Here is a 26,617-nt window from a genome sequence, read left to right on the forward strand (position 1 = left end):
CCAGGTTGGTGTCGGCCGCCGCTAGTGCGGCGGGTGGTGGGGAGATGAGGACTCCGGCGAGTAACGCAAGGGCGGCAAGCAGTGCTCTCATGGGGGTGGCCCTTCGGGTCAGGCGGATGGCCGAACCATAAGATGTCGAGCAGATAGCCGCAATATTTCGATGAGATTGCGCAAACATTCGACTGACTCACGTCGTGCCGTGCTGTTCAGAAGTCCTGGTCAGGAAGCGGGGAATGGCAGGAAGTCCGCCGTGGGCGTGGTGCAAACGACGACGTCCGATCTACGTAAGCGGTTGCAAGCGCTTGCGTGGATAGCCGTATAGTTTGCGCATGACGCGACGACTCGCAGAGGTGGCCAAGAAGGTCGGGGTGAGCGAGGCGACCGTGAGCCGCGTGCTCAACGGCAAGCCCGGGGTGTCCGACGCGACCCGCGAGGCCGTGCTGACCGCGCTCGACGTGCTCGGCTACGAACGCCCCACCCAGCTGCGCGGCGACCGTGCCCGGCTGGTCGGCCTGGTGCTCCCCGAGCTGCAGAACCCGATCTTCCCCGCCTTCGCGGAAGTCGTCGGCGGCGCCCTGGCGCAGCAGGGCTTCACCTCGGTGCTGTGCACCCGCACGGTCGGCGGCGTCTCCGAGGCCGACTACGTGGACCTCCTGCTCCAGCAGCAGGTCAGCGGCGTGGTCTTCGCCGGCGGCCTGTACGCCCAGGCCGACGCCGCGCACGGGCACTACGAGCTGCTGCACGAGCGCAAGCTGCCCACGGTCCTGGTCAACGCCGCCGTCCAGCACCTCGACTTCCCCCAGGTGTCGTGCGACGACGTGGTGGCCGCCGAAATGGCCATCGCCCACCTGCGGGCGCTCGGCCACGAGCGGATCGGCATGGTGCTCGGGCCCAAGGACCACATGCCCTCGCGGCGCAAGCTGGAGACGTTCCAGGCGCAGGGCGGCGACGCGGAGCTGGTCGAGCACACGATGTTCTCGCTGGAGGGCGGGCACGCGGCCGCCGCCCGGCTGGTCAGGCGCGGGGTCACCGGCGTGATCTGCGCCAGCGACCTGCTCGCGCTCGGCACCGTGCGCGCCGCCCGCCGGGCCGGCCTCTCCGTTCCGGCCGACATCTCGGTCATCGGCTTCGACGACTCGGCCCTGATGAACTGCACCGAGCCGCCGCTGACCACCGTCCGCCAGCCCATCGACGCCATGGGCCGTGCCGCGGTCGACCTCCTGGTCGCCCAGATCGACAAGGCCGTGGTGCCCGCCGACGAGCTCCTCTTCGAGCCCGAGCTGGTCGTCCGCGCCTCCACCGCCCGCGCCTGACCCCGGACCGCCGCAGGCCCGTCCCCTCGGCAGGGGCGGGCCTGCGGACGCATGCGGCGTGACGGAGTCGTTATCTTGCAATGTGAAGTCGAAATATTGCGCACTTCGGTCGCTGAACCTATGGTGTGGGCACCTCGCATCAGAAGGGTCAGACCATGCAGAGATCCACCGGACTCTCGCTCGTAACCGTGCTGGCGCTGGCGACCACGGCGGCTTGTGGCTCGGGCGAGCCGCCCGCCCCCGCGGCCGGCGGCGGCGCCAAGGCCGTCTCGATCACGGTGGCCTGCCAGCCGGCGAAGTCCGCGCCGAAGGAACGGCAGGCCTGGGACGACGACGTGGCGACGTTCATGAAGGACCACCCCGGCGTGACGGTCAAGAGCACGGACCAGCAGCCGTGCTTCGACCCCAAGACGTTCGGTCCCAAGCTGGCGGGCGGCCAGATGGAGACGGCCTTCGTGGTGCCCGTGACCAACTACAACGACGTGATCGGCAAGGGCCAGGCGCTGGACATCACGCCGTACACGAGCGCCATCAAGAACTGGAACGACCTGCGCGCCGACCACAAGGAACTGCTCACCAAGGACGGCAAGGTCTACGGCGTCCCCAACGTGCACTACAGCGTCGGCCTGGTCTACAACCGCGCCCTGTTCACCAAGGCCGGGCTCGACCCCAACAGCCCGCCGAAGACCTGGGCCGAAGTCCGCGAGGCGGCCAAGAAGATCGCCGGGCTCGGCGCGGGACACGTCGGCTTCGGCGAGTACTCCGGCGGCAACACCGGCGGCTGGCACTTCACCCAGGCCGTCTACGGCCGCGGCGGCAGCATCCTGACCCCCGACGACAAGAAGGCCGCGTTCAACTCGCCCGAAGGCAAGGCCGTGCTGCAGACCCTGCACGACATGCGCTGGGTGGACAACAGCATGGGCACCAAACTGCTGGTCGGCTGGGAGTCGCTCATGGTCGCCATGGGCAGCGGCAAGGTCGGCATGATGCTCGGCGCGCCCGACGTGGTCACCGACGTGGTGAACAAGTTCAAGGGCAACGTGGCCGACTACGGCATCACCGGCTTCCCCGAGGCCAAGGCGTCGCTCAGCGGCGGCGAAGCGTTCATGATCAACCCGAAGGCCACGCCTGAGGAGGCCAAGGCCGCGCTGGAGTGGATCGACTTCCGCTTCAACACCGTCGGCAAGGGCCGCTTCGACTTCGCCCGCGGCAAGAGCATCGGCAACCCCGTCGGCGTCCCGGACAACGCCGTCTTCGGCGACTCGCCGACCGGCCAGGCCATCCAGGCCGACCGGGTCAAGAACGCCTCGCTCCCGGTCGAGAACTACGCCTCCTACGTCGAGGCGGCCGGCACGATCCCGCCGAAGGCCGAGCCGGTGCACGCCCAGGAGCTGTACGCCATCCTCGACGTGCCGATGTCGGGCGTCCTGAGCCGTAAGGAAGCCGACATCGACCAGCTGCTCGCGGACGCCGAGACCAAGGCCAACTCGGTGCTGGCGGCCAAGGGCTGACCCGTATGCAGATCTTGAGGCGCAACCTGACGGCCTACGGGTTCCTGTGCGCGGCGCTGGCCTGCTTCACGGTGTTCGCCTGGTATCCGATGGTCAGGGAGTTCATCCTGAGCTTCCAGAAGACCGACCTGATCAACGAGCCGATCTGGGTGGGCCTGGACAACTTCAAGACGGCCTTCCTGGACCCGGCCTTCGGCGAAGCCTGGCTGAACACCCTGGAGTTCACGCTCCTCGCCCTGCTGTGCGGCTATGCCGTGCCGTTCGTCGTCGCGCTCGTGCTCAACGAGCTGCGCCACGCCCGGGCCTACCTGCGGTTCGTGGTCTACCTGCCGGTCATGCTGCCGCCGATCGTGGCGGTGCTGCTGTTCAGGTGGTTCTACGACCCGGGGCCCGGGCTATTCAACCAGATGCTCGACGTCCTCGGCCTGCCGCCGCTGGCCTGGCTGGACAGCTCGTCCACCGCCCTGATCTCCCTGGTCATCGTCTCGACCTGGATGAACATGGGCAGCGCGACGCTGATCTACCTGGCCGCGCTGCAGAACATCCCGCCCGAGCTGTACGAGGCGGCCGAGCTCGACGGCGCCGGCATCTGGAAGCGGATCAGGCACGTCACGATCCCGCAGACCCGGCTGATCCTGCTGCTCATGCTCATGCTGCAGATCGTGGCGACCATGCAGGTGTTCATCGAGCCGTACATGCTCACCGGCGGCGGGCCGGAGAACGCGACGGTCACGGTCGCGTACCTGATGTTCCAGAACGCGTTCACGCTGCAGGACTACGGCTCGGCCGGGGCGCTCGGCATGATGCTGATGATCGTGCTGCTCGTCTTCGCGGCCTTCCAGCTCCGGCTGACCAGGGAGGACAAGGCGTGATCTCCGTCGGGGCCCGGGCGACCACCGGGCACAAGCGGGGCAGGAAGAGGTCGCCGAAGCCCATCGAGGTGCAGTTCCGCACGATCGTCTCGCCTCATCAGCTCAACAGCAGGTGGGGCCGGCGGATCTACTGGCTCGTGCTGGCCGCGGTGCTGGTGACGTTCACGCTGGCCTTCGTCTTCCCGCTCTACTGGATGGTGACGGGCGCGCTGAAGACGCCGGAGGAGCTGGCGCAGATGCCGCCGACGCTCGTGCCGGCCGAGCCGAGCACGGACGCGTTCTTCGAGGCGTGGGACCTGTTCGACATCGGCACGCTGCTGGTGAACACCGCCTACTACTCGCTCGGCGGCTGGGTCGTCTGCATGGCCGTGGACGTCTCGGCGGCGTACGCGCTGTCGAAGCTGCGGCCGATGTTCGGCAACGTCATCCTCGCCATGATGCTGGCCACGCTGATGATCCCGGCGATGGTCGTGCTGATCCCGCTGTACGTCACGGTCGTCGACCTGGGCCTGCTGAACAACCCGTGGGCGCTGTGGCTGCCCGCGGCGGCCAACGGCTTCAACATCTTCCTGCTCAAGCGCTTCTTCGACTCGATCCCCAGGGAACTGATCGAGGCCGCGCAGATCGACGGGGCGGGGCCGGTGCGCATCCTGCGCTCGGTGGTCCTGCCCATCTCCAGGCCCATCCTGGGCGTGGTCTCGATCTTCACGATCGTCACCTCGTTCAAGGACTTCGTCTGGCCGCTGCTGGTCATGACCGACAGCGACAAGATGACGATCAGCGTGGGCCTGTCGCAGACGGCCGGCGCCGTCACCCAGAACCAGGTCATGGGCGGTCTGCTGATCACCAGCATTCCCATGATCGTTGTTTTCTTCATCTTCCAACGGCACATCATGGCGGGCCTGACCGCCGGAAGCATCAAGGGATGAGCGCATGTCGCAAACGTGGTGGCGGGGGGCCGCGATCTACCAGGTCTACCTGCGTAGCTTCGCCGACGGGAACGGCGACGGCGTGGGAGACCTCGCCGGCCTGCGCGCCCGCCTGCCGTATCTGAAGGAACTCGGGATCGACGCCATCTGGCTCAACCCGTGGTACCCGTCGCCGATGGCCGACGGCGGCTACGACGTGGCCGACTACCGGGACATCGAGCCCGTCTTCGGCACGCTCGGCGAGGCCGAGCGCTTCATCGAGGAGGCGCACGACCTCGACGTCAAGGTCATCATCGACGTGGTCCCGAACCACAGCTCCACCGAGAGCGCCTGGTTCAAGGAGGCCCTGGCGGACCCGGCCGCCCGCGACCGGTTCTGGTTCGCCGACGAGCCGATCAACGACTGGCAGTCGATCTTCGGCGGCCCGGCGTGGACGCAGCTCCCCGACGGCCAGTGGTATCTGCACCTGTTCGCTCCCGAGCAGCCGGACTTCAACTGGACGAACCCCGAGGTGCACCGGGAGTTCGAGGACGTGCTGCGCTTCTGGTTCGACCGCGGCGTGGACGGCGTCCGCATCGACTCGGCGGCGCTGCTGATCAAGTCCGACACCGCGTACGAAGACCTCGACGAGGTCCACGACGTCTACCGCCGGTGGCGCGAGGTGGCCGACGAGTATGGCGAGCGCGTCCTGATCGGGGAGGTATGGCTCCCCGATCAGGAGCGTTTCGCGCTCTACCTCCGCCCCGACGAGCTGCACACGGCCTTCAACTTCGACTTCCTGTCCTGCGCCTGGGACCCGGCCGACCTGCGCAGGTCGATCGAGCTGACGCTGGCCACGCACACCCCGGTCGGCGCCCCGCCGACGTGGGTGCTGTCCAACCACGACGTGACCAGGCCGGTCACCCGGTACGGCCGCGCCGACACCTCGTTCGCGCACGGCGGAGCCCTGCACGGCACCCCGTCGGACCCCGAACTGGGCTACCGCCGGGCCCGCGCCGCGGCGCTGCTGGCCATGGCCCTGCCCGGCTCGCTCTACGTCTACCAGGGCGAGGAGCTGGGCCTGCCGGAGGTGGAAGACCTGCCGGACGAGCTGCGTCAGGACCCGATGTACGCCCGCTCGGGCGGCACCAACCCGGGGCGCGACGGCTGTCGCATCCCGTTGCCGTGGTCAGGCGACGAGCCCCCGTTCGGGTTCGGCGACGGGACACCCTGGCTGCCGCAGCCGGAGAGCTGGCGCAAGCTGACGGCCGAGGCCCAGCGGACGGACCTCGACTCGATGCTCAACCTCTACCGCAGGGGCCTGGAGCTGCGGCGCAGGCTGCTCGGGGACGGGACGCTGACCTGGCTGCCGCTGGGGGAGGAGGTGCTGGCCTTCACCCGCGACTCGGGCCTGACCAGCGTCACGAACCTGGGCCAGGACCCGATCCCACTGCCCGCGGGCACGGTCGTGCTGGCCAGCGGCCCGATCGAGGACGGCCTGCTGCCCTCGGACACCACCGCCTGGCTGACCTGACCTGACTGACGGACCTGACGGCCCCCGGGCGGTCCTGCCGCCGCCCGGGGGCGCTCAGGGCCTTTCGCCGGTGGGCCCGGTCAGGCTTGGCTTCGCTCGGGGACGGCCCGGCTCGCGCCGTCCCCATTCCCGCGCGTCGTGCGGGACTCTCCCGTACGGGCTGACGGGCGCCTGCGGCGGATGGCGAGCAGTGCGGCCAGCGTCATGGCCACGCACACCCAGCCGAACCAGTCGCCGAAGCGCGCGTAGAACGTGGGTCCTGAGGGCCCGGCGGGCACGTCGGCGACGGCCGTGACGAACGGCTCGCGCGTCCCCTCCGTGTCGGCCGAGGCCAGCACCCGCCCCCACGGGTCGGAGATCATCGGTGTGCCCCACTGCGCCGCCCAGGCCAGCGAGAACCCACTCTCCACCCCGCGCAGCAGCCCCATCCGGCTGTGCTGCCAGCCGTTGCCGTACTCGTCGGCCGCGGGCACCGCCAGCAGCCGCGCCCCCGCCCGCCCGTAGCCCCGGCTGGGGTCGGGGAAGTTGAGGTCCATGCAGTTCGCCAGGCCGACCAGCCCGTCACTGGAGAACGCGAGCTCTGTGCCCTTTCTGAACGGAGCGCCCGGCGCGAAGTGCCACTTCGCGTAGTACACGTGCTTCGTCCCGTCGGCGGGGAGCAGCACCGAGTAGTTGTACTTGAGCCCGGGAGCCTTGTGCACGACTCCCACCACCACGTCGGTGCCGCGTGCCCGCCCGGCCTCCGCGAGCGGGCCGACCACGGTGGGCAGGCTGGTCTCGTCGGTGCCGAACGCCCCCTCGGGCAGCACCACCGTACGCACTCCGCCGGGCAGGGCCGCGATCTGCTCGACGTACGAACGCACCAGATCACGCCCGCCCGCGCTCGCGGCGTCCGGCGCCCACTGGTACCTGGTCGCGGCCAGCACCGCCACCCGCCGCGAGCCGTCGTCGCCGGCGCCGGCCAGTCGCCACGCTCCGAACCCCAGCGCGAGCCCGCAGACCAGCACGGCCGCCAGCCCGCCGCGCAGCCGGGCCCGCGCGTCCGCCCCCGGCGACAGCAGCGCCGCCACCGCGCACGGCACGAACAGCACCAGGAACTCCACGCCCCAGGCCCCCGTCACTGAGGCGAGCTGGACGACGACCGGCACCTCGGCCTGGTTGGTGGCCAGCGGCCAGATGATCCCCGACGGGTTGACCAGCGTGAACAGGTGCAGGGCGGCCACCCAGAGCGCCGGCGCGGCGAACGCCGCCGCCGTCGGACGCCCGCGCCGCACTAGCGCGCGGAAGAGCAGCACCGGCAGGCCGAACAGCAGCGAGCTGCCCACCACGATGAGCATCCCGATCGGCAGCGGCACCGACGGCGTCCGGAGAAAGAACTCGATCTGCCCGGCCAGCCCCAGCAGATAGGCCAGAAAGGTGACTCCGTAGGCCGTCCGGCCGCTCACCCTGGGCGCCAGCCAGAGGATCGGCAGAGGCGCGATCCACGTCAGCGCCGGGATCGGCGCGAAGCCGGTGCCGAGGAAGAACAGCCCGGCCGAGGCGGCGAGCGCCACGACCGAGTACGTCACCGCTAATTTCCCCCGAATCATGTATACACCGTAAACAGCGATTGTTTACGGTGTCAACGTAGGGGCCGCCTCCGCGCGGGCCCGGCCGTCGTATCCTCCAGGCGACGACGGTGAACGCCCCGAGGAGAGGGAACCAGAGTGACCCCACGGCTGCGCAGAACGCTCCCGCACGACCTGGACGCCGAGACGAGGACGCTCTACGACAAGATCACCTCGGGTCCGCGCGGCGGGTTCATGGTCGACGGGGAGGGCGGACTCACCGGGCCGTTCAACGCGATGTTGCTCAGCCCGCCCGTGGGCGATCCGCTGCAGGAGCTCGGGGCGGCGCTCCGCTACCGCTCGACGCTCACCGACCGGGCGCGGGAGCTGGCGATCCTGGTGGTGGCCGGGCACCAGGACAGCGCGTTCGAGCAGGCGGCCCACGAGCCCATCGCCCGCGGTCTGGGCTTCACCGAGGCGCAGTTGCGGGCGTTGCGCGCCGGCTCGCCGCCGGCGTTGTCCGATCCGGGGGAGGCGGCGGTGCTGCGGGTGGCCCGCGCGCTGGTGACGAAGGGGGATCTGGACGACGAGGAGTACGCGGTGCTGAGGGAACGGGAGCTGTTCGAGCTGACCACGCTGGTCGGCTACTACTCGACCCTGGCGCTCCAGCTCCGGGTCTTCCGCGTCTGACTCCTCAGCCGTCGGTCGGCGGCGGGGGTCAACTCCGGCTGCCAGCGGCGGGTCCGTCCCGTCAGCCGTTGGTCAGCGGGTGGCGCCGCTGGGGTCGCGGAGCCAGGCATCCAGGGCGGCTCGGGCGCCGGCGGCGTGCTCGGGGAAGCGCAGCGCCCTGACCAGCACCCACAGCGTGCCCTGCAGCCCGCGCGCCGCGACGAACGTGCGCAGCTCCGGGTCGTCGGGATCGGCCCCGTACGCCCGCACGGCTGCCCGCCCGTCGAGGCGGGTCGTCCGCGACAGGCAGGCCAGGTCCCATCCCACGGGCGCGGACATGCACTCCTCGAAGTCGTTCCACAGCAGCCCGGCCGGCGTGGCCAGCAGATTGCCCGGATGCGCGTCCCCGTGCACGACCTGCGCCGGCGGCGCCTGCTCGGCTCCGCTCGTCCGGACGTCCCCGCCCGCCTGCCCGCCCTGCCCGGTGCTGAGGCCGGCGCCGAGGCGTTCCGCCAGGGCGGCGTGGGCGGTGCGGAGGCGGTCCAGCGCCTCGGGGTCGATCTTGCCCGAGAGCAGCTCCAGCAGCCGTACCGGCTCCTGAAGCACCGGCCCGAGCAGCGGCAGCTCGCCGGGGAACGCGCGCAGGACCGCGTGCAGCTCGGCCAGCATCCGCCCGGCCGTGTCCGGTGTCGGCACGTGGCCTGGATCGTGCTCGGCGTAGGCCCAGAGGGACAGCGTCACCCCGTCCCGTACGTGCGGCCCAGGGGGCAGCAGGTCGCTCGGCGGCACCACCGGCGCCCCGGACGCGTGCAGGTAGGACGCGACGGCCAGCTCGCGTTCCAGCGCCTCGGCGGGCCGGGGACGGCCGAGCGCGGTGACGGTGGGGATCCGCGCCACGATCGGCGCGGGCCGCAGGTGGACGCGCAGGTTGAAGGAGTCGTTGAGCACGACCGGCTCCCGCACCCGCACGCCGTGCTCCTCCGCCAGAGCGACGGCAGCGGACACGGCGGTGGACACAGCGACGGGCCCGTCGGCGGGCCCGTCGGCGGATCCGGCGGCGGCGCGGGAGACCATGCTCAGGCGGACTCTCTGACCACGAGCTCCGTGGGCAGGATGATCGGATCGGTCGGCCCGCCCTCGAAGAGGTTGAGCAGCAGCCGCACCATGGCCGCCGCCTGCTCCGTGACCGGATGCCGCAGCGTCGTCAGCGGCGGCTCGGTGTATTTCGCCGCCTCGATGTCGTCGAAGCCCACCACGGCCACGTCGTCCGGCACCCGCCGGCCCGCCTGCCGCAGCGACTGCAGCGCCCCGACCGCCATCAGGTCGTTGGCCACGAAGACGGCGTCGAGCCCGGGATCGTCGCCGAGGAGCTGGCGCATGGCCACCGCCCCTGACTCGCGGGTGAAGTCGCCGACGGCCACGATCGAGCGGCGGTCGGAGTCGCGCAGCACGTTGCGGTAGCCGGACAGCCGGTCCTGGCCGGCGATCATGTCCTGCGGCCCGGCGATCGTGGCGATCCTGCGCCGCCCGCCCTCGACCAGGTGCCGCACCCCGGCCTCGGCCCCGCCCACGTTGTCGTTGTCGACGAAGGGGATGTCGACGGGGACGGCGGGCCGCCCGTACGAGACGACGGGGACGCGCAGCCGGGACAGCGCGGACGGCAGCGGGTCGGCGCCGTGCATGGACAGCAGCATCACGCCGTCGACGTGACCGCCGGAGATGTAACGCTCCACCCTGGCGTGACTCTTGGGTGAGGACGCCAGCATCAGCACGACCTGCTTGTTGATCGCCTCCAACTCCATCGAGGCGGACCTGATGGCGGTGGAGAACAGCGGGTCCTCGGAGAAGACGCGGGTGCCCGGCTCGCTGACCACCAGGGCGACCGAGTCGGTGCGCTGGGTGACCAGGCTGCGGGCCGCCGAGTTGGGCACGTAGCCCAGCTCGTCGATCGCGCGCTGCACCGCGTCGCGGATGTGGGGGGCCACCGTCGTCTGCCCGTTGACCACCCGGGACGCGGTGGCACGCGAGACACCCGCCCGGGCGGCGACCGCCTCCAGGGTCGGGCGTCTCATGACTGTCTCAGAAGGGAGAGCACGGGCAAAAATCTACAGCCCGTTGCGGCCGATGACGTCCCGGTACCACAGCGCACTGTCCTTGGGCGTCCGGGTCTGCGTGGCGTAGTCGACGTGCACGATGCCGAACCGGCGCCGGTAGCCCTCGGCCCACTCGAAGTTGTCGAGCAGCGACCACACCAGGTATCCGCGCAGGTCGGCGCCCGCCTCGATGGCCTTGTGCACCTCACGCAGGTGCCCGTCGAGGTAGGCCACCCGATCGTCGTCGTGCACGCGCCCGTCCTCCACGACGTCGTCGAAGGCCGCGCCGTTCTCGGTCACCATGAGTCCGACCTGCGGATAGTCCTTGGAGAGCCGGATGAGTAGCCGGGACAGGCCGTCGGGGACGATCGGCCAGCCCATCGCGGTCGTGGGCGCGTCCGCGGCGGCGAACTTGACGTCCTCCGAGCCCGGCCACGCGGCGTCGGCGGGCAGCCCTGGGCCCGACTCGACCACGCACGGGTTGTAGTAGTTGATGCCGATCAGGTCGATGGGCGCGTTGATCAGCTCCAGGTCGCCGTCCTTGACGTGGCCGGTCCCGCCGTTGCGCTCGGCGGCCGCCAGCACCTCCTCCGGGTACGTGCCGCGCAGGGCCGGGTCGAGGAACTGCCGGGTGAGCAGCGCGTGGATGCGGTCGGTGGCGGCCGCGTCGGCCTCCGAGGCCACCGCCGAGGGGTCGTTGACCTGGGCCGGGGTGAGCACGGGCGCGGAGTTGACCACCAGCATGATGCTGCGCGCCCCCGCCTCGCGCAGCCGCCGCGCCGCCAGGCCGTGGCCGAGCAGCAGGTGGTGCGCCGAGCGCAGGGCGTCGGCCGGGTCGCGGCGGCCCGGCGCGTGCACGCCGTTGCCGTAGCCGAGGAAGGCGGCCACCCACGGCTCGTTCAGCGTCGCCCAGTCGGTGACCCGGTCGCCGAGCTTGTCATAGACGGCCTGGGTGTAGTCGGCGAAGCGGTAGGCGGTGTCGCGGTCGGTCCAGCCGCCACGGTCCTCCAGCGCCTGGGGCAGATCCCAGTGATAAAGGGTGACATATGGCGAAATGTTGGCGGCCAGGAGTTCGTCCACGAGCCGGTCGTAGAACGCCAGGCCGCGCGGGTTGATCGGGCCTTCGCCGTCCGGCTGGATGCGCGGCCACGCCACGGAGAACCGGTAGGCCCCCAGCCGCAGCTCACGCATCAGCCCGACATCGTCCCGATAGCGGTGATAGTGGTCGCAGGCCACGGCGCCGGTGTCGCCGTCGGCCACGTTCCCGGGGGTGTGGGAGAAGGTGTCCCAGATCGACTGGCCCCGCCCGTCCTCCTTGACCGCCCCCTCGATCTGATAGGAGGCCGTGGCGGCTCCCCAGACGAAGTCCTCGGGAAAGATCATCCCTTAACAGCTCCTTGCATGATTCCACCGATGATTTGCTTGCCGAACAGGGCGAACACGGCCACGAGCGGCAGGGTCCCGATCGCGGTGCCCGCGAGGCCGAGCACGTAGTCGTTGACGTACCCACTGGCCAAGGTCGACAGCGCCACCTGGACGGTCGGATTGTCCGGGCTCAGCACGACCAGCGGCCAGAAGTAGTCGTTCCAGGCCGACATGAACGTCAGCATGCCCAGCACCGCCGCCGCCGGCCGCGCGGACGGCAGCACCACGTGCCAGAACAGCCCCCAGGTGCTGCACCCGTCCACCCGGCCCGCCTCCAGCAGCTCGTTGGGCAGGGCGCGGGAGAGGTACTGGGTCATGAAGAACACGCCGAACGCGTTGACCAGCGCGGGCACGATCAGCGCGTAGTTGGTGCCGGTCCACTCCAGCTTCACCATGAGCATGTAGAGCGGGATGATGCCGAGCTGCGCCGGGACCATCATGGTCGCGACGGTGATCACGAGCATGACGTTCCTGCCCCTGAACCTCAGCTTGGCGAAGGCGAACCCGGCCAGCGTCGAGAAGAACATCACCGCGATCGAGATCGACCCTGCCACGATGACCGAGTTGACCAGCGCGAGCCCGAAGGGCACGGTGTCGAAGACCCGGGCCACGTTGGCGAAGAAGTTCCCGCCGGGCAGCAGCGGCGGCGGCACCTCGGCCAGCGCGGAGTTGTGCCTGGAGGCCACCACGACGCTGTAGTAGAGCGGGAAGGCCGAGAAGAAGGCCACCGCGGTCAACGTCAGATAACGCAGCTTCACAGCACACCGCCCTTCACCTTGCGGGTGATGAGGAAGTTGATCCCGGCGACGATCACCACGGCCAGGAACATCAGCCACGACGCCGCGGAGGCGTAACCGAAGTCGAACGTCGAGTTCGCGAAGGCCTGCTCGTAGACGTACAGCGCCAGGGTCTGGAACTGACGGTCGGGGCCGCCCGTGGCGATGCCGCCACCGCCGCCGCTGCTCTGCCCGAACAGCAGGGGCTCGGCGATGATCTGCATGGCGCCGATCGTGGAGACGATGACCACGAAGATGATCGTCGGCCGGATCATCGGGATCGTGATCCGGCGCAGCTGGGTGAAGTTGCTCGCGCCGTCGAGGGTGGCCGCCTCGTACAGCTCACGCGGTACGGCCTGCATGGCCGCCAGGAAGATCAGCGCGTTGTACCCGGTCCAGCGCCACATGATCATCACCGACAGCGCGATGTGCGAGGTGGCCGTGCCCGCCGCCCAGTCGATGTTCCCGGCCCCGAACCAGGACAGGATCCAGTTGATCATGCCGAAGTCGCGGCCGAAGAGCTGACTGAAGATCACCACCACCGCCACCACGCTCGTGACGTTGGGCAGCAGCAGCGCGACCCGGAACAGCGTCTGGAAGCGCAGCCGCCGGTTCAGCAGGTGCGCCAGCCAGATCGACAGCGCGAGCTGCGGCACGGTCGACAGCACGCCGATGGACAGGGTGTTGAAGGTGGCGTTCCAGAAGTAGTCGTCGGCGAGCAGCGTCGTGTAGTTGGCCGCTCCGACGAACTCCTGCGTCTCCGACAGCAGGGTCCACTCGTGCAGGCTCACCCAGGCCGTGTAGATCAGCGGGAACAGGCCGAAGGCGCAGAACAGCAGGAAGAACGGGGCCACGTAGGCGTACGGCGACACCCTCACGTCGAGGGTGTGCCGCACGCCGCGCCTACGCCGTCGCGACACCGCGAGGGGAAGGGTGCTCATTTGATCTTCTTGACGTCCTCGAGCACCTGCGCCCACGCCTCGTCCGGCGTCTGCTTGCCCTGCTCGACCCGGCCGAGGCCGTTACCGATGACCGTGCGGACGTCGGCCTCCTTCGGGCCGAGGTGCTGCGGCTTGAGCGCCTTGGCGGCCTCGGAGTAGATCTTGCCGATGGGGGCGTCGCCGAAGAACGGCTTGGTGAAGTTCTGGATGGACGGGTCGTCGTAGAGGGACGGGATCGACGGGAAGGTGCCCTCCTCCTTGAACACCTTGGCCTGGTTGTCCTTGGAGGTGAGGAAGTCGATCAGTTCGGCCGCCTCCTTCGGGTGCTTGCTCTGCTTGGGCACCATCAGGTGCGAGCCGCCGCTGTTGCCCGAACCGCCGGGCACGGCCGCGATGTCCCACTTGCCGGAGGCGTCCTTGGCCTGCTCCTGGATGAAGCCGGTCATCCAGGCCGGGCAGATGATCGTGGCGAACGAGCCCTTGGCGAAGCCGGTGTTCCACGGGGGCGAGAAGGCCGCCAGCTTGGCGGTCAGGCCCTCCTGGGTGAGCCGGTTCGACAGGTCCCAGGCCTTCTTCACCTCGGGGTTGCTCTCCACGATGATGTTGTCCTGGGCGTCGTACAGGCCGACGGGCGCCTGGTTGACCATGGCGCGGAAGATCTCACCGGGAGAGTCCACGAACTTGGCGCCGGCCACGTTCGCCCCGGCGAACTTCTTGCCGGTCTCGATGTACTGATCCCACGTCGGCCAGAGCGCCGCGACCTCCGTGCGGTCGTCCGGCAGCCCGGCCTTCTTGAACAGGTCCTTGCGGTAGCACATGGCCAGGCCGCCCACGTCGGTGCCGAGGCCGAGGACCTGCGTGCCGTCCTTGCTCAGGCCCTGCTGCCACTTCCAGTCGAGGTAGTCGGCCTGCCGCTTGTCCAGCCCGAACTGCTTGAGGTCGGTGAACTTGCCCGGCTGGGCGGTGAACGTGCTGATGTAGCCGACCTCGACCGCCGCGACGTCCCCCGCGCCGGCGTTCGTGGCCAGCCGCTTGACCAGGTTGCTGTGGTGGTCGTTGAACTGCGTGACGTTCTCGACGATCTCGACGTTCGGGTGCGTCTTCTTGTACTCCTCGTAGAGCGGCTTGAAGCCGAAGTCGCCGAACAGGTCGACGGTCAGTTTGATCTTCTCTCCTGGCTTGGCGCTCGACTCCGCCGCGGTGTTGCCACCGCCGCCGCCACCGCACGCGGTCGCCAGGGCGAGGACGGACGCGGTGAGCACGGGCAGGCCGAGCCGCCGGATGCGAGGGGTCATGGAAACCCTCCATGGTTGGAGCTGGGGGACGAGTGAGAGAGCGCTCTCTCAAGAGATTGTTGGAGCTCACACGCTGCTGTCAACGGGTGTTAAATAACGATCCGAATTCTGCGAGAGAGCGCGTTCACTGATTCCCCAGCGTGCCGGGGGCCATGGGGGAAGGGCGGGAAAGAGCCGTCGCGGCCGGTCAGGCGGCGAGGGAGGTCGCGGCCGGTCAGCCGGTGAGCGCGCGTCCCGCCATGCGGGCGTACATGCGGCCGGGGCTCGGGGCCTGTGTCAGGAAGCCGGGCAACATGGGCAGATCCACCGCGAAGGGGTCGAGGCGCTCGTACAGCTCGTTCGCGTCGGCGGGACGGTCGTCCGGCTGCTTGGCCAGCAACTGCGCCAGCAGCGCGCCCAGCGGCCCCGGCAGCCCTGGTATGGTCGGCGGGCGCTCCTTGACCTGCTGCTCGAAGACCACGTAGTCGGTGGGCCCGGTGAAGAGCTGGCGGCCGGTCAGCATCTCGTGCAGGACGCAGCCGAGCGAGTAGAGATCGCTGCGCGGCTCGGCCACGCCGTGCTGGATCTGCTCGGGCGCCATGTACGCCGGCGTGCCCAGGATCTGCCCGATCCTGGTGAACGTGGTGACGTCGGCGTCCCGCAGCATGGCCAGGCCGAAGTCCAGCACCTTCACGCTGCCGTCCGGGCAGAGCATGAGGTTGGTCGGCTTGAGGTCGCGATGGCAGATCGCCAGCGCGTGGGCGGCCGACAGCACCGCGCACGCCTGGGCCGCGATGGCCGCCGCCCACGGCACGGGCAGCGGCCCGTGCTCGTGCACCACGTCGGCCACCGTGACGCCCTCGATGAACTGCATCACCTGGTAGAGCCGCTGCTCGTGGGTGCCGAAGTCGTAGAGCACGGGCGCGCCCGGATGCTCAAGCCTGGCCAGGATGCGCGCCTCGCGGATGAACCTGCGCTCCAGCTCGTGATCGGGCCCGCTGGGCAGCCGCAGCAGCTTCACCGCGACCCGCCGGTCGAGGTGGCGGTCGTGACCCGCGTAGACCGCGCCCATGCCGCCCTGCCCAAGAGGAAGGTCGTCGAGCACATAGCGGTCGCCGATGACCATTACCGTCCCTCCCGCATCCTTCCGGGAAAAACTACACTGTCGGACGGCTGAGCCCGCCTCATAAAGCGAGACGATTCCGGTGCTGGGCGACGACGTGCGGCGAACAGGGCGGCGATCATTGCGCCGATCACTGGGCCAATCACTGCGCCGATCACTGGGCCCCGTGGGCGGGGGGATGGAGGTGGCCGTCGGCCAGGCCGTCGAGACCGAGTCTGATGAGCGTCTGACCCAGCGTCGAGGTCTCGCGGATGGCGTCGTCGAGCACCGCCAGTTGCCTGAACGCCTCGCCGTACGCCTTCTGCTCCTTCAGCGACAGCCGGGGCAGCCGGGTGCGGCGCACGTCGAACCGGCTGGAACCGGTCGTCACCCGCCCGCCGGCCGCGCGCAGGAAGCCGGCCAGGAAGTCGGGGTCGAGCCGACGGCCGTCGACCCGGTAGAGGGTCAGGTGGGGGCCGAGCACCGCCCCTGCGCCGTCCTCCATCACGCGTACGGCGGAGTAGGAGGCCACCACGTCGCCGGGCCTGATCGCGACCAGCCCCTGCTGCACGGTGGTCGAGCCGGACGGCGCGCCGCCGGTGAAGACGTCGTCGGCGGTCAGCACCGGCACGTCGCCCCCGTCGGCGGCCATCTTGGGCGGGGCCTGCGACGTGCTCACCAGGCCTTCCTTGATCAGGTCGCCCAGCGTGGTGGCGGGCTGGTCGAGCGGCTGCTCCAGCACCTTGAGGTCCGGCGGCACGGCGGTGGCGGCGAGGAAGCGGTCGCGTGCCTCGGCGAAGGCCCGCCCGAGGTCGTCGCGCCGCTGGTGCCTGGCCGGGGTCATGTCGACCTCGTCGGCCAGCAGGTCGATGATGCGCACGGTCTGATCGGACCGTTCCTCCAGATACGCCTGCCAGGCCGGCTCCACCACCGACATGTCGGCCGTGGCGTCGAGGATCAGCACCTCGGACGGTGGCCGGTCACCCGCCGCCGGGCGGCGCAGCAGCCACAGGTCGGAGCCGGGCAGCGCCACGACCGCGCGCAGCGCGCCCGCGCGCAGCAGGTTGGCCCGGATGCGGCGGCCCGCCTTGCGGCTGGCGGCGGCCGGGGGCATCAGGATGGCGACCAGGCCGCGCGGCTTGACATGGGTGAGGCAGTGCTGCACCCAGGCCAGCTCGGGCTCGCCACGGGGCGGCAGGCCGTACTCCCAGCGCGGATCGCCGGTCAGCTCCTCGTAGCCCCAGGCCCGCTCGTTGAACGGCGGATCGCACACGACCGCGTCGGCGCGCTCGCCGGCGAACCCGTCGTGACGCATGGCGTCGCCGGCCACGACCCTGGCCGCCAGGCCGCGCAGCCGCAGCCTGGCGGCGGCGATGGCGGCCGAGGTCTCGCTGAGCTCCTGGCCGAGCACCCGTGCCGCACCGGCGGGGGAGAGCAGCAGCGTGCCGACGCCGCAGGCCGGGTCGAACAGGGTCGCGCCGTCGGCGCTCACGAGCCGGACCATCAGCGCGGCGACGTCCTCGCGGGTGATCGACAACTGCCGCGAGTGGGCTTCGAGATAACGCTCACACAGGAACTCGTACGCGGCCCGCGCGCCGTGCTGCTCGCCCAGTTCGAGAACGAGCTCCGCCAGCTCGGGCTCCAACTCGCCGGCCACGCGGGGATCGCGGGCGCCCGGCAGATCATCACGGGATCCCGCGCCGTCACTCGCGGCGGCGGAGGCCCTGGTGAGCAGGGCTCCGGCCTGGGCCACCAGCTCGCCGAGCCGCAAATCGCCCGCGGCTTTCAGGCGTTGCCACACCCGATCTCCCAGGGAGACCTGGTAGGACTTCCCATAGCGCCGCAGCCACGACTCGACCTGCCGCAGGGAGAACAGCGGCTGATTGGCGGTGCCGCCGATGGGCTGGGGGAAGTCGTCGTGGCGACGGCGCCAGTTGCTCACCGCGGCACGCCCGACACCGGCGAGCCGGGCGATGTCCCCGGCATTGACGGTCGGGTCGTGGCTCATGGAGCCCACAGTAGTTCACAAGAGTCTTCAGCGCATCTGCTTGTGAAGTCTTTCAACCAATGATTTACTGCTGGGTATGAAGCACAACATCCGCTATGCCGCCGGATCAGACGTGGGCCGCCGCAGGGAGCAGAACGAGGATTCTGGCTATGCGAGCGGCCGGTTGCTCGTGGTGGCTGACGGGATGGGTGGACACGCGGCCGGCGAGCTGGCGAGCTCGGCGGCGATCGCCGTCATGCGCGAGCTGGATGCCACGCTTCCCGAGACGGGCTCCGACCTGGAGGCGGCCCTGGAGGGCGCCGTGCACGAGGCGGCGCGCAGGCTGGTCGAGCTGGCCGACATCGACCCCGCCCGCAGGGGGATGGGGACCACGGTGACCGCCATGCTGTGGGACGGCTACCGGTTCGCCCTGGCTCATCTCGGTGACTCCCGCGGATACTTGCTTCGCGATGGTGCTCTCTACCAGATGACCAAGGATCACACACTTGTGCAGTCGATGGTGGACGAAGGACGGATAACGGAGGATCAGGCCGCCGTGCACCCCCGTCGTTCCATGGTGCTGCGCGTGCTGGGCAGCGAGGGCCGGGCGGAGCCGGACATGGCGCTGCGCGAAGCCGAGCCTGATGATCGCTACCTCCTCTGCTCCGACGGGCTCACGACCGTGCTCGGGCCCGAGGTCCTGCACGAGGTGCTGACCACGGTGGCAGACCCGGCCGCGGCCGTCCAGCGTCTGATCGATCTGGCCAACGAGGGCGGCTCGCCGGACAACGTGACCGTGGTCGTGGCCGACGTGGTCGCGCCGGGCGCGGGAGACGCGGGCATCTTCCGCGTGGGCGCCGGCGCCTGACCATCGTAGTAGCGCGTCACACCAGCCTCAGCAGTCACATTGCCGAAATTTCGGCTCATAGCAAGACACTTTCCGAATGACACGCGCACTTTCGCGATGGCGCTATTACAGTCCATCGTGATTTGTCGGTTTTCTGGGAGGAGTCGCCCTGGACCCGATCGCGGACGAGCTGCTGAAGACGGTGCGGCAGGAACTCGGTTACAAGGAGAAGAGCAGCCAGTTCACCAAGTTCGGCCAGTGGTACGCGGATCGCGTCCAAGACCCCCAATATCGCGACGCGCCCTGGTGCGACATGTTCCTCGCCTGGGCCGCGAACAAGTCCGGCCTCACCGACTACGTCGGCGAGTTCGCCTGGACGCCCTCCCACGCGGCCTGGTTCATCCAGCGGGGCGCCTGGTCGCAGAAGCCCGAGCCCGGAGCGCTGGTCTTCTTCGACTGGCGCGGCGGCAAGAGCTACAAGGGCATCGACCACGTCGGCGTGGTCGAGCGCGTCAGCGGCAAGAAGATCCACACCATCGAGGCGAACGTCGACCGCGTCTGGCTCAAGCGCAAGACCAGGGAGACGGACAAGGTCGTCGGGTACGGCCTGCCGCGCGTGGTCAAGGCCAACGCCGACAAGCTGGACGAGATCCGCTCGACCGAGCGCCCGTTCGCGTCGCCGCCGCCCGTGCGGGTCGGGCAGGGCTCGCCGCTGGACGTCTTAGGCACGCCGCCCGCGCTGCTCGCCGCCATGGTGATCATGACCATCGTGCTATCGCTCCGCGTCTCGGGCCGCCGCCGTGGCACCCACCGCCGCCTCGCCTGGGCCTGGCCCCTGCGCCGCCTCAACCCGCCCGCGCAGCCGCCGTCCGGCCCGAAGGTCCCGTCCCCCAGAAACCCGCTGACCCCGCCCGCCGCCGACGGCGCGAAAGCGCCGCGCGAGAAGCCGCCGGCCCGCCAGAAGGCACCGCCCCGCGAGAAGACTCCGGTCCGCGAGAAGGCCCCGGTTCCGAAGAAGACCCCGGCCCCCGAGAAGGCTTCCGAGAAGGCTCCCGAGAAGCCCGCCCGTCCGGTCAGGAGCCGGGTGCCAGCCGGTTCGGGCGGTTCCGCCGCGAAACACCCCACCGCGTCGAGACGCAGACCGTACGAACGGGACTAACCCCGGCAAACAGCGCTAAGCGGTCAGGTCGATGACGGTCTTGACATTGTCGTGGCCGGCGGGCTCGAACGCCTCCAGGGCACGCGTCAGCGGCACCCGCCGCGTGATCAGCCGCTCCAGCCAGGCCAGGTCCGCCTTGGCCAGCGCCGCCGCCGCGTCGCGGTAGTGCCGCAGGTTCCCGTTCACCGTTCCGAAGACCACGTCGTTCTCCAGCACGATGTCCCGGTTGATCACACCGGCGTCCACCCGGTGCGACCGCCCGCCGGACGCGAGCCCGCACAGGCAGACGATGCCCGCGGCGGCGGTGGTGGTCATGGCGTCGATGACGAGCGGCCCCGCTCCCGTGCACTCGATGATGAGGTCCGGCTTGGCCTCGGCGAACTCCGCCAGCGACGAGCCGGAGTGGTACGTCGCGCCGATCCCCTCCACCAGGCTCGACTTGAGCCCGGGGCCGGACCGGTCGAGGACATGCACCTCCAGCCCCCGCTGCCGTCCGAGCAGCGCCGCCAGCAGCCCGATCGGCCCGGCGCCGGTGACCAGCAGCGTGCGCGGCTCGAACCAGGACCGCGCGCCGATCCGCTCGATCTGCTCCCACGCCTTGGCGACCACCGACGCGGGCTCGACCAGCGCGCCGACGCTCTCCAGCGAGCGCTCCACCTTCACGGCGTAGCCGGCCTCGACGGTCCAGCGCTCACTGGCGAACCCGTCGAGCTCCTTGATGCCGCGCTCGGTGTAGCCGCCGTTGCGGCACATGTCGAACTCGCCCCGCGCGCAGGCTCCGCACGGCACGGGGTCGGGGCGGCGCACGACGCCGGCGACGAGCTCTCCCGGCGAGAACGCGGACCCGTCGGGGGCTTCGAGCACCCGCCCGAGCGACTCGTGGCCGATGACCATGCGCTCCTCGCCCGGTGGCGGCCAGCCGTAGCCGGCGCCGATCAGCTCCCTGTCGGTCCCGCAGATGCCGACGGTCAGGCCCTCGACGAGCAGCTCGCCCTGACCCCGCCGCGGGTCGGGCACCTCCCGCACGTCGAGCGTGCCCTCACTCCCCGGTTCGAACGTCAGCGCGCGCATCCCCGCCACCTCCTCGGAAGGGCCCTACCCACGCTGCCCCCGTCCACCTCGCTCTTGGGAAATAGTAGGACGTCCTAGTATCTTCGTAAGTGAAGCCTCCACGAAGGAGTGATCAGGCGTGCACGTCCCGCGACACCCCGTCCGTTTCGTGACCGCCGCGGCCCTGTTCGACGGGCATGACGCGGCGATCAACATCATGCGGCGCATCCTCCAGTCCCAGGGTGCCGAGGTGATCCACCTCGGGCACAACCGGTCGGTCGACGAGATCGTCACCGCCGCGATCCAGGAGGACGTCCAGGGGGTGGCGATCAGCTCCTACCAGGGCGGGCACGTGGAGTTCTTCACCTACCTGGTGGACCTGCTGCGCGAGCGCGGCGCCGGCCACGTGAAGGTGTACGGCGGCGGCGGGGGCGTGATCGTCCCCGAGGAGATCGAACTGCTGCACTCACGCGGCGTCGCCCGGATCTTCTCGCCCGAGGACGGCCAGCGCTACGGCCTGCCCGGCATGATCAACAAGCTGATCGAGGAGTGCGACGTCGAGCTGGGTGACCCGCCCTCGGTGGAGGCCGTGGTCTCGGGCGACCAGGCGGCGCTGGCCCGCGCGATCACCCTGATCGAGAGCGGCCGGGCCCCCGCCGAGCTGGTGGCGGGCCTGGCCACGGAGCGGCGCGCGCCCGTCCTCGGCATCACCGGCACCGGCGGCTCGGGCAAGTCCTCGCTCACCGACGAGCTGGTCCGCAGGTTCCGTGTGGACAACGACGACAAACTGCGCATCGCGATCATCGCCATCGACCCGACCCGCAGGCGCGGCGGCGGCGCTCTGCTGGGCGATCGCATCCGCATGAACAGCCTGGGGCCCCAGACCTACTTCCGCTCCCTGGCGACCAGGGGAGCGGCCAACGAGGTGCCCGCCTGCCTCGACGACGTGATCAACGCCTGCCGCGCGGCCGGCTACGACCTGGTGATCGTGGAGACGCCCGGCATCGGCCAGGGCGATGCGGGCATCGTGCCGCACGTGGACGTGCCCATCTACGTGATGACGCCCGAGTTCGGGGCGGCCTCGCAGCTGGAGAAGATCGACATGCTCGACTTCGCCGAGGCCGTGGTGATCAACAAGTACGAGCGGCGCGGCGCCGAGGACGCCCTGCGCGACGTGCGCCGCCAGCTCGTACGCAACCGCGAGGCGTTCGGCGTCTCACCCGAGGACATGCCGGTCTTCGGCACCATCGCCGCCCGCTTCAACGACGCCGGAGTCACCGCCCTCTACCACCACCTCAAGCCCCTCCTCCCGACCGGCGCGAGCCCCGGCCTGCTGGCGCCGGTCCAGGGCCGCACCTCGCAGGCGTCGGCCGCCATCGTCCCGCCCGCCAGGGTGCGCTACCTGGCCGACATCGCCGAGACCGTGCGCGGCTACCACGCCGAGACGCTGGCCCAGGCCGAGGTGGCCCGCCGCCGCCAGCAGCTGGCCGCCGTACGCGACCTGCTCAGCGAGGCGGGTGCGCGGGAGATCGGCCGCGTCGAGGGGGAGCTGGCCGAGGAGAGCCGCGCGCTGCTCGACGGCTGGCCCGCCGTCAAGGAGCGCTACAGCGCCGACGAGCTGGTGGTGAAGGTACGCGACCGCGAGCTGCACACCCCGCTCTGGCGCGAGACGCTGTCCGGCAACCGCATCCCCAGGGTGGCCCTGCCCCGCTACACCGACCACGGCGACCTGCTGCGCTTCCTGCGCTCGGAGAACCTGCCGGGGATGTTCCCGTTCACCGCCGGGGTGTTCCCGTTCAAGCGCGACGACGAGGATCCGACCAGGATGTTCGCCGGCGAGGGCGACCCGTTCCGCACCAACAGGCGCTTCAAGCTGCTGTCCGAGGGACAGCCCGCGACCCGGCTGTCCACCGCGTTCGACTCGGTCACGCTGTACGGCCACGACCCCGACCTGCGCCCCGACATCTACGGCAAGGTCGGCACTTCGGGCGTCTCGATCGCCACGCTCGACGACATGAAGGTGCTCTACGACGGGTTCGACCTGGCCGCGCCGAACACGTCGGTGTCGATGACGATCAACGGCCCGGCGCCCACGATCCTGGCCTTCTACCTCAACGCCGCCGTCGACCAGGCCATCGACCGCTTCCGCGCCGAGCAGGGCCGCGACCCCGACGAGGCCGAGGCCCGCGAGCTGCGCGCCCGCACGCTGGCCACGGTCAGGGGCACGGTGCAGGCCGACATCCTCAAGGAGGACCAGGGGCAGAACACCTGCATCTTCTCCACGGAGTTCAGCCTGCGGATGATGGCCGACATCCAGGAGTGGTTCATCGCCAACGGGGTCAGGAACTTCTACTCGGTCTCGATCTCCGGCTACCACATCGCCGAGGCCGGGGCCAATCCGATCAGCCAGCTCGCGTTCACGCTGGCCAACGGGTTCACGTACGTGGAGGCGTACCTGGCCAGGGGCATGAGGATCGACGACTTCGCGCCGAACCTGTCGTTCTTCTTCTCCAACGGCATGGACCCCGAGTACAGCGTGCTCGGGCGGGTGGCCCGCCGGATCTGGGCGGTGGCCATGCGCGAGCGCTACGGCGCCGGCGAGCGCTCGCAGAAGCTGAAGTACCACGTCCAGACCTCGGGCCGGTCCCTGCACGCCCAGGAGATGAACTTCAACGACATCCGCACCACCCTCCAGGCCCTGATCGCCGTCTACGACAACTGCAACAGCCTGCACACCAACGCCTTTGACGAGGCCGTCACCACCCCCTCGGCCGACTCGGTGCGCCGCGCGATGGCCATCCAGCTCATCATCAACCGCGAGTGGGGCCTGGCCAGGAACGAGAACCCGCTGCAGGGCTCGTTCATCATCGAGGAGCTCACCGACCTGGTGGAGGAGGCGGTGCTGAGCGAGTTCGAACGGCTGTCGGACCGCGGCGGCGTCCTCGGCGCGATGGAGACGGGCTACCAGCGCGGCAAGATCCAGGACGAGTCCATGCTGTACGAGATGCGCAAGCACGACGGCTCCCTGCCGATCGTCGGCGTCAACACCTTCCGCAACCCGCGCGGCGAGGACGAGGCCGAGCCGCACCAGGTGGAGCTGGCCAGGGGCACCGAGGAGGAGAAGCGCTCACAGCTCGACCGGCTGCACGCCTTCCACGAGCGCAACCGCTCCGAGGCGCCCGCGCAGCTGGCCCGGCTGCGGGAGGTGGCGATGTCGGAGGGGAACGCGTTCGAGGTGCTGATGGAGGCGGCCAGGGTCTGCTCGCTCGGCCAGATCACCGACGCCCTCTTCGAGGCGGGCGGCCAGTACCGCCGCAACGTCTGACCGAGCTGCATGCCGGGACGGGGCCGGACATGGGACGCCGATAGGATCACGGTTCTGGGGAATATCCGTATTCTGGAGGATTTCATGTCCGACGTCACGCTCAGAGGTAACCCGATCACGGTCGGCGGCACCTTCCCGAAGCCCGGCGACAGCGCGCCGGCCTTCCGGCTCGTGGGCTCCGACCTGGCCGATCGTTCGCTCGACGACTTCGGTCAGAAGACCAAGGTCCTCAACATCTTCCCGAGCGTCGACACCGGCGTCTGCGCCGCCTCGGTGCGCCGCTTCAACCAGGTGGCCGGTGAGCACCCCGACGTGGCCGTGCTCTGCGTCTCGGCCGACCTGCCCTTCGCCCAGGGCCGTTTCTGCGGCGCCGAGGGCGTGGAGAACGTGACCATGCTCTCGCTCATGCGGGGCCGCGAGTTTCTCACCGACTACGGCGTGGCGCAGGAGTCTGGCCCGATGGTCGGGCTGGCCGCCCGCGCGGTGGTCGTACTCGACGGCGACAACAAGGTGATCTACTCGGAGCTGGTGCCCGAGATCTCCCAGGAGCCCGACTACGAGAGCGCGCTGTCCGCCCTCAAGTGAGCCGCCGCTGAGCGAGCCGCCCGCGTACGTCGCGGGCGGCGCCTCAGCGCTTGACGCCCACGCCGCACAGAGCCAGCGACGACTGCGGACCGGCGGCGGCGAAGTCGATCATGTCCGACAGATCCGGCCGCCACTGCGGCAACCACACCAGACCCGGATCCACCAGCTCGAACCCCTCGAACAGCGCGCCGATCTCGTCGCGGTCGCGCGGGGTGAGCGGCAGGCCGGCGCTCCGGTAGACCTCGGTGCACCGCTCGACCGCGGCCGGCCGGGCCTCGCTGGTGCCGTGGGACATGACCAGGAAGCTGCCCGGCGCCACGGCCTCGCGCAGCGCCGCGACGACCTCGCCGGGCCGGTCGGAGTCGGCGAGGTGATGCATGACCGCCACCAGCAGCACCCCGAGCGGACGGCCGAAGTCGATCGCCTCCAGCACGCCGGGCTCGCGCAGGATCGCCCCGGGCTCGCGCAGGTCGCCATGGACGACGGTGGTGCCGCCCTGGCCCTCCAGCAGCGCGCGGGCGTGCACCAGCACCACCGGGTCGTGGTCGACGTAGACCACCCTCGCGCCCGGATCGACCTCCTGGGCGACCTCGTGCACGTTGCCCGGCGCCGGCAGGCCGGTGCCGAGATCGAGGAACTGGGTGATGCCGTTTCGCGCGAGATGGCGCACCGCCCGGCCGAGAAACGCCCGGTTCGCCCGGGCCGCCGCGGGTAACTCGGGAGCCACCTCCAGGATCTTCTCGGCCGCCGCGCGGTCGGCCGCGAAGTTGTCCTTCCCACCGAGGAAGTAGTCGTAGAGCCTGGCCACGCTGGGCGTGCTGGGATCGAAGCCGAGTGACTCCCGCTCCAACCGTGGTCCCCCGATCAACGAGTGAAACGATCTTAGGCTCGGATCATACGGACGCCGACCGACATTCGCAGGATCTAGGCTGCATACGTGGACGACCTCGGTGTGCCCGTGCGGATTCCCGCGACCGTGAGCCGCATCGTGTCCCTGGTGCCGTCGCTGACCGAGTCGGTCGCGGCGAGCCTGCCGGGGGCGCTGGTGGGCGCGACCGACTGGTGCTCGCACCCGGCCGGCCTCGACGTGACCAGGGTCAGGGGCACCAAGAACCCCGACCTCGACGCGATCAGGCGGCTGCGACCGGACGTGGTGCTGGCCAACGCCGAGGAGAACCGCGCCCCCGACATCGAGGCGCTGCGGGAGTCGGGAGTCGCGGTCTGGGTGACGAAGATCGAGACGGTGGCGGAGGCGTTCACGTCGCTGGAGCGGATGTTCACCCTCGCCTGCCGGGCGGAGCCGCCCGGATGGCTGGAGGAGGCGCGGGAGGCGTGGCGGGCGCCGTACGAGGGGCCGCGGCGGACGGCGATCGTGCCGATCTGGCGGCGGCCGTGGATGGTCGTGGGCCGTGACACGTTCACCGGCGACGTGCTGCGCCGGCTCGGCGTGGACAACCTGTACGCCGGCCACCCCGAGCGCTACCCGAAGATCCCGCTCGCCGAGCTGACCTCGCGCCGCCCCGACCTGGTGGTGCTGCCCGACGAGCCCTACGCCTTCAGCGAGACCGACGGCCCCGAGTCGTTCCCCGGCCTGACCTGCGTCCCCGTCAGCGGGCGGCTGCTCACCTGGTACGGCCCCTCCCTGGTGCGGGCCCCGGAGATCCTGCGCCGCGCCCTCGCCTGACCTGGCCGTGCGGGG

General features: G+C 70.3%; 22 protein-coding genes. 11 read left to right on the forward strand and 11 right to left on the reverse strand.

All coding sequences use genetic code 11. From position 1 onward, the window contains the following. The first annotated feature begins 329 nt into the window (after positions 1-329). The 5 genes from AB0C28_RS34105 to AB0C28_RS34125 all read left to right on the forward strand — a co-directional run bounded on the left by AB0C28_RS34105 (position 330) and on the right by AB0C28_RS34125 (position 6,138). Positions 330-1,313, forward strand: a complete 984-nt coding sequence (locus tag AB0C28_RS34105) for a LacI family DNA-binding transcriptional regulator (protein ID WP_346114820.1) — start codon at positions 330-332, stop codon at positions 1,311-1,313. Between the two features lie 155 nt (positions 1,314-1,468). Continuing rightward, positions 1,469-2,824 carry an extracellular solute-binding protein gene (locus AB0C28_RS34110; protein WP_357859481.1) on the forward strand — a complete coding sequence of 452 codons (1,356 nt, stop codon included), beginning with the start codon at positions 1,469-1,471 and terminating at the stop codon, positions 2,822-2,824. Positions 2,825-2,829: 5 nt separating this feature from the next. Then, complete coding sequence (locus tag AB0C28_RS34115) at positions 2,830-3,696, forward strand: sugar ABC transporter permease (protein WP_357859478.1); 867 nt, start codon at positions 2,830-2,832, stop codon at positions 3,694-3,696. Then, on the forward strand, positions 3,693-4,625 hold the full coding sequence (locus AB0C28_RS34120) for a carbohydrate ABC transporter permease (RefSeq protein ID WP_357859475.1): 933 nt from the start codon (positions 3,693-3,695) through the stop codon (positions 4,623-4,625). Before AB0C28_RS34115 ends, AB0C28_RS34120 begins: the two co-directional genes overlap by 4 nt. A gap of 4 nt (positions 4,626-4,629) precedes the next feature. Beyond that, the gene (locus tag AB0C28_RS34125; RefSeq protein WP_358080017.1) at positions 4,630-6,138 is read left to right on the forward strand and encodes a glycoside hydrolase family 13 protein; all 1,509 of its coding nucleotides are present in this window, start codon (positions 4,630-4,632) and stop codon (positions 6,136-6,138) included. An 80-nt stretch (positions 6,139-6,218) separates the two neighbouring features. On the opposite strand, the gene AB0C28_RS34130 is transcribed toward AB0C28_RS34125, so the two are convergent. Beyond that, entirely contained in the window at positions 6,219-7,706 is a 1,488-nt protein-coding gene (locus tag AB0C28_RS34130; protein ID WP_358080018.1) for a nitrilase-related carbon-nitrogen hydrolase, read from the reverse strand. 138 nt (positions 7,707-7,844) lie between these two features. On the opposite strand from AB0C28_RS34130, the gene AB0C28_RS34135 reads away from it, so the two are divergent. Then, positions 7,845-8,375, forward strand: coding sequence for a carboxymuconolactone decarboxylase family protein (locus tag AB0C28_RS34135; protein WP_358080019.1), 531 nt, complete (start codon positions 7,845-7,847; stop codon positions 8,373-8,375). A 72-nt stretch (positions 8,376-8,447) separates the two neighbouring features. Here the strand turns inward: AB0C28_RS34135 and AB0C28_RS34140 are convergent, their stop codons facing one another. From AB0C28_RS34140 to AB0C28_RS34175, 8 genes are all read right to left on the reverse strand, one after another. Beyond that, the gene (locus tag AB0C28_RS34140; protein ID WP_358080020.1) at positions 8,448-9,428 is read right to left on the reverse strand and encodes a phosphotransferase; all 981 of its coding nucleotides are present in this window, start codon (positions 9,426-9,428) and stop codon (positions 8,448-8,450) included. 2 nt (positions 9,429-9,430) lie between these two features. Continuing rightward, on the reverse strand, positions 9,431-10,426 hold the full coding sequence (locus AB0C28_RS34145; RefSeq protein ID WP_357859460.1) for a LacI family DNA-binding transcriptional regulator: 996 nt from the start codon (positions 10,424-10,426) through the stop codon (positions 9,431-9,433). Positions 10,427-10,459: 33 nt separating this feature from the next. Next, positions 10,460-11,830, reverse strand: coding sequence for a GH1 family beta-glucosidase (locus AB0C28_RS34150; protein WP_358080021.1), 1,371 nt, complete (start codon positions 11,828-11,830; stop codon positions 10,460-10,462). Further along, entirely contained in the window at positions 11,827-12,630 is an 804-nt protein-coding gene (locus AB0C28_RS34155; RefSeq protein WP_357859454.1) for a carbohydrate ABC transporter permease, read from the reverse strand. Before AB0C28_RS34155 ends, AB0C28_RS34150 begins: the two co-directional genes overlap by 4 nt. Continuing rightward, positions 12,627-13,589 carry a sugar ABC transporter permease gene (locus tag AB0C28_RS34160; RefSeq protein WP_357859451.1) on the reverse strand — a complete coding sequence of 321 codons (963 nt, stop codon included), beginning with the start codon at positions 13,587-13,589 and terminating at the stop codon, positions 12,627-12,629. Before AB0C28_RS34160 ends, AB0C28_RS34155 begins: the two co-directional genes overlap by 4 nt. After that, on the reverse strand, positions 13,586-14,884 hold the full coding sequence (locus tag AB0C28_RS34165; RefSeq protein ID WP_357859448.1) for an ABC transporter substrate-binding protein: 1,299 nt from the start codon (positions 14,882-14,884) through the stop codon (positions 13,586-13,588). Before AB0C28_RS34165 ends, AB0C28_RS34160 begins: the two co-directional genes overlap by 4 nt. Positions 14,885-15,098: 214 nt before the next feature. Then, positions 15,099-15,989 carry a serine/threonine-protein kinase gene (locus tag AB0C28_RS34170; RefSeq protein WP_357859445.1) on the reverse strand — a complete coding sequence of 297 codons (891 nt, stop codon included), beginning with the start codon at positions 15,987-15,989 and terminating at the stop codon, positions 15,099-15,101. Positions 15,990-16,140: 151 nt separating this feature from the next. Next, on the reverse strand, positions 16,141-17,973 hold the full coding sequence (locus AB0C28_RS34175; RefSeq protein ID WP_358080022.1) for an N-6 DNA methylase: 1,833 nt from the start codon (positions 17,971-17,973) through the stop codon (positions 16,141-16,143). A 76-nt stretch (positions 17,974-18,049) separates the two neighbouring features. Between AB0C28_RS34175 and AB0C28_RS34180 the strand changes: the two genes are divergently transcribed. Then, on the forward strand, positions 18,050-18,820 hold the full coding sequence (locus tag AB0C28_RS34180) for a protein phosphatase 2C domain-containing protein (RefSeq protein WP_346105901.1): 771 nt from the start codon (positions 18,050-18,052) through the stop codon (positions 18,818-18,820). A gap of 181 nt (positions 18,821-19,001) precedes the next feature. Then, entirely contained in the window at positions 19,002-19,958 is a 957-nt protein-coding gene (locus AB0C28_RS34185) for a CHAP domain-containing protein (RefSeq protein ID WP_357859439.1), read from the forward strand. A gap of 15 nt (positions 19,959-19,973) precedes the next feature. Here AB0C28_RS34185 and AB0C28_RS34190 read toward each other — a convergent pair whose 3' ends face one another. Next, complete coding sequence (locus tag AB0C28_RS34190) at positions 19,974-21,029, reverse strand: glucose 1-dehydrogenase (RefSeq protein WP_358080023.1); 1,056 nt, start codon at positions 21,027-21,029, stop codon at positions 19,974-19,976. A gap of 118 nt (positions 21,030-21,147) precedes the next feature. Between AB0C28_RS34190 and icmF the strand changes: the two genes are divergently transcribed. Continuing rightward, positions 21,148-24,333, forward strand: a complete 3,186-nt coding sequence (gene icmF / locus AB0C28_RS34195; protein ID WP_358080024.1) for a fused isobutyryl-CoA mutase/GTPase IcmF — start codon at positions 21,148-21,150, stop codon at positions 24,331-24,333. An 84-nt stretch (positions 24,334-24,417) separates the two neighbouring features. Beyond that, positions 24,418-24,918: a thiol peroxidase gene (gene tpx, locus AB0C28_RS34200; RefSeq protein WP_357859431.1), complete on the forward strand. Its 501-nt coding sequence runs from the start codon at positions 24,418-24,420 to the stop codon at positions 24,916-24,918. Positions 24,919-24,961: 43 nt separating this feature from the next. On the opposite strand, the gene AB0C28_RS34205 is transcribed toward tpx, so the two are convergent. Further along, positions 24,962-25,768 (reverse strand): SAM-dependent methyltransferase, encoded by an 807-nt coding sequence (locus AB0C28_RS34205; protein ID WP_358080025.1) that lies wholly within the window; start codon positions 25,766-25,768, stop codon positions 24,962-24,964. Between the two features lie 87 nt (positions 25,769-25,855). On the opposite strand from AB0C28_RS34205, the gene AB0C28_RS34210 reads away from it, so the two are divergent. Beyond that, complete coding sequence (locus AB0C28_RS34210) at positions 25,856-26,602, forward strand: helical backbone metal receptor (protein WP_357859424.1); 747 nt, start codon at positions 25,856-25,858, stop codon at positions 26,600-26,602. Positions 26,603-26,617: the final 15 nt, after the last annotated feature.

The organism is Nonomuraea sp. NPDC048892 (genome assembly GCF_040649735.1).
GTDB classification, from domain to species: Bacteria; Actinomycetota; Actinomycetes; order Streptosporangiales; family Streptosporangiaceae; genus Nonomuraea; species Nonomuraea maheshkhaliensis.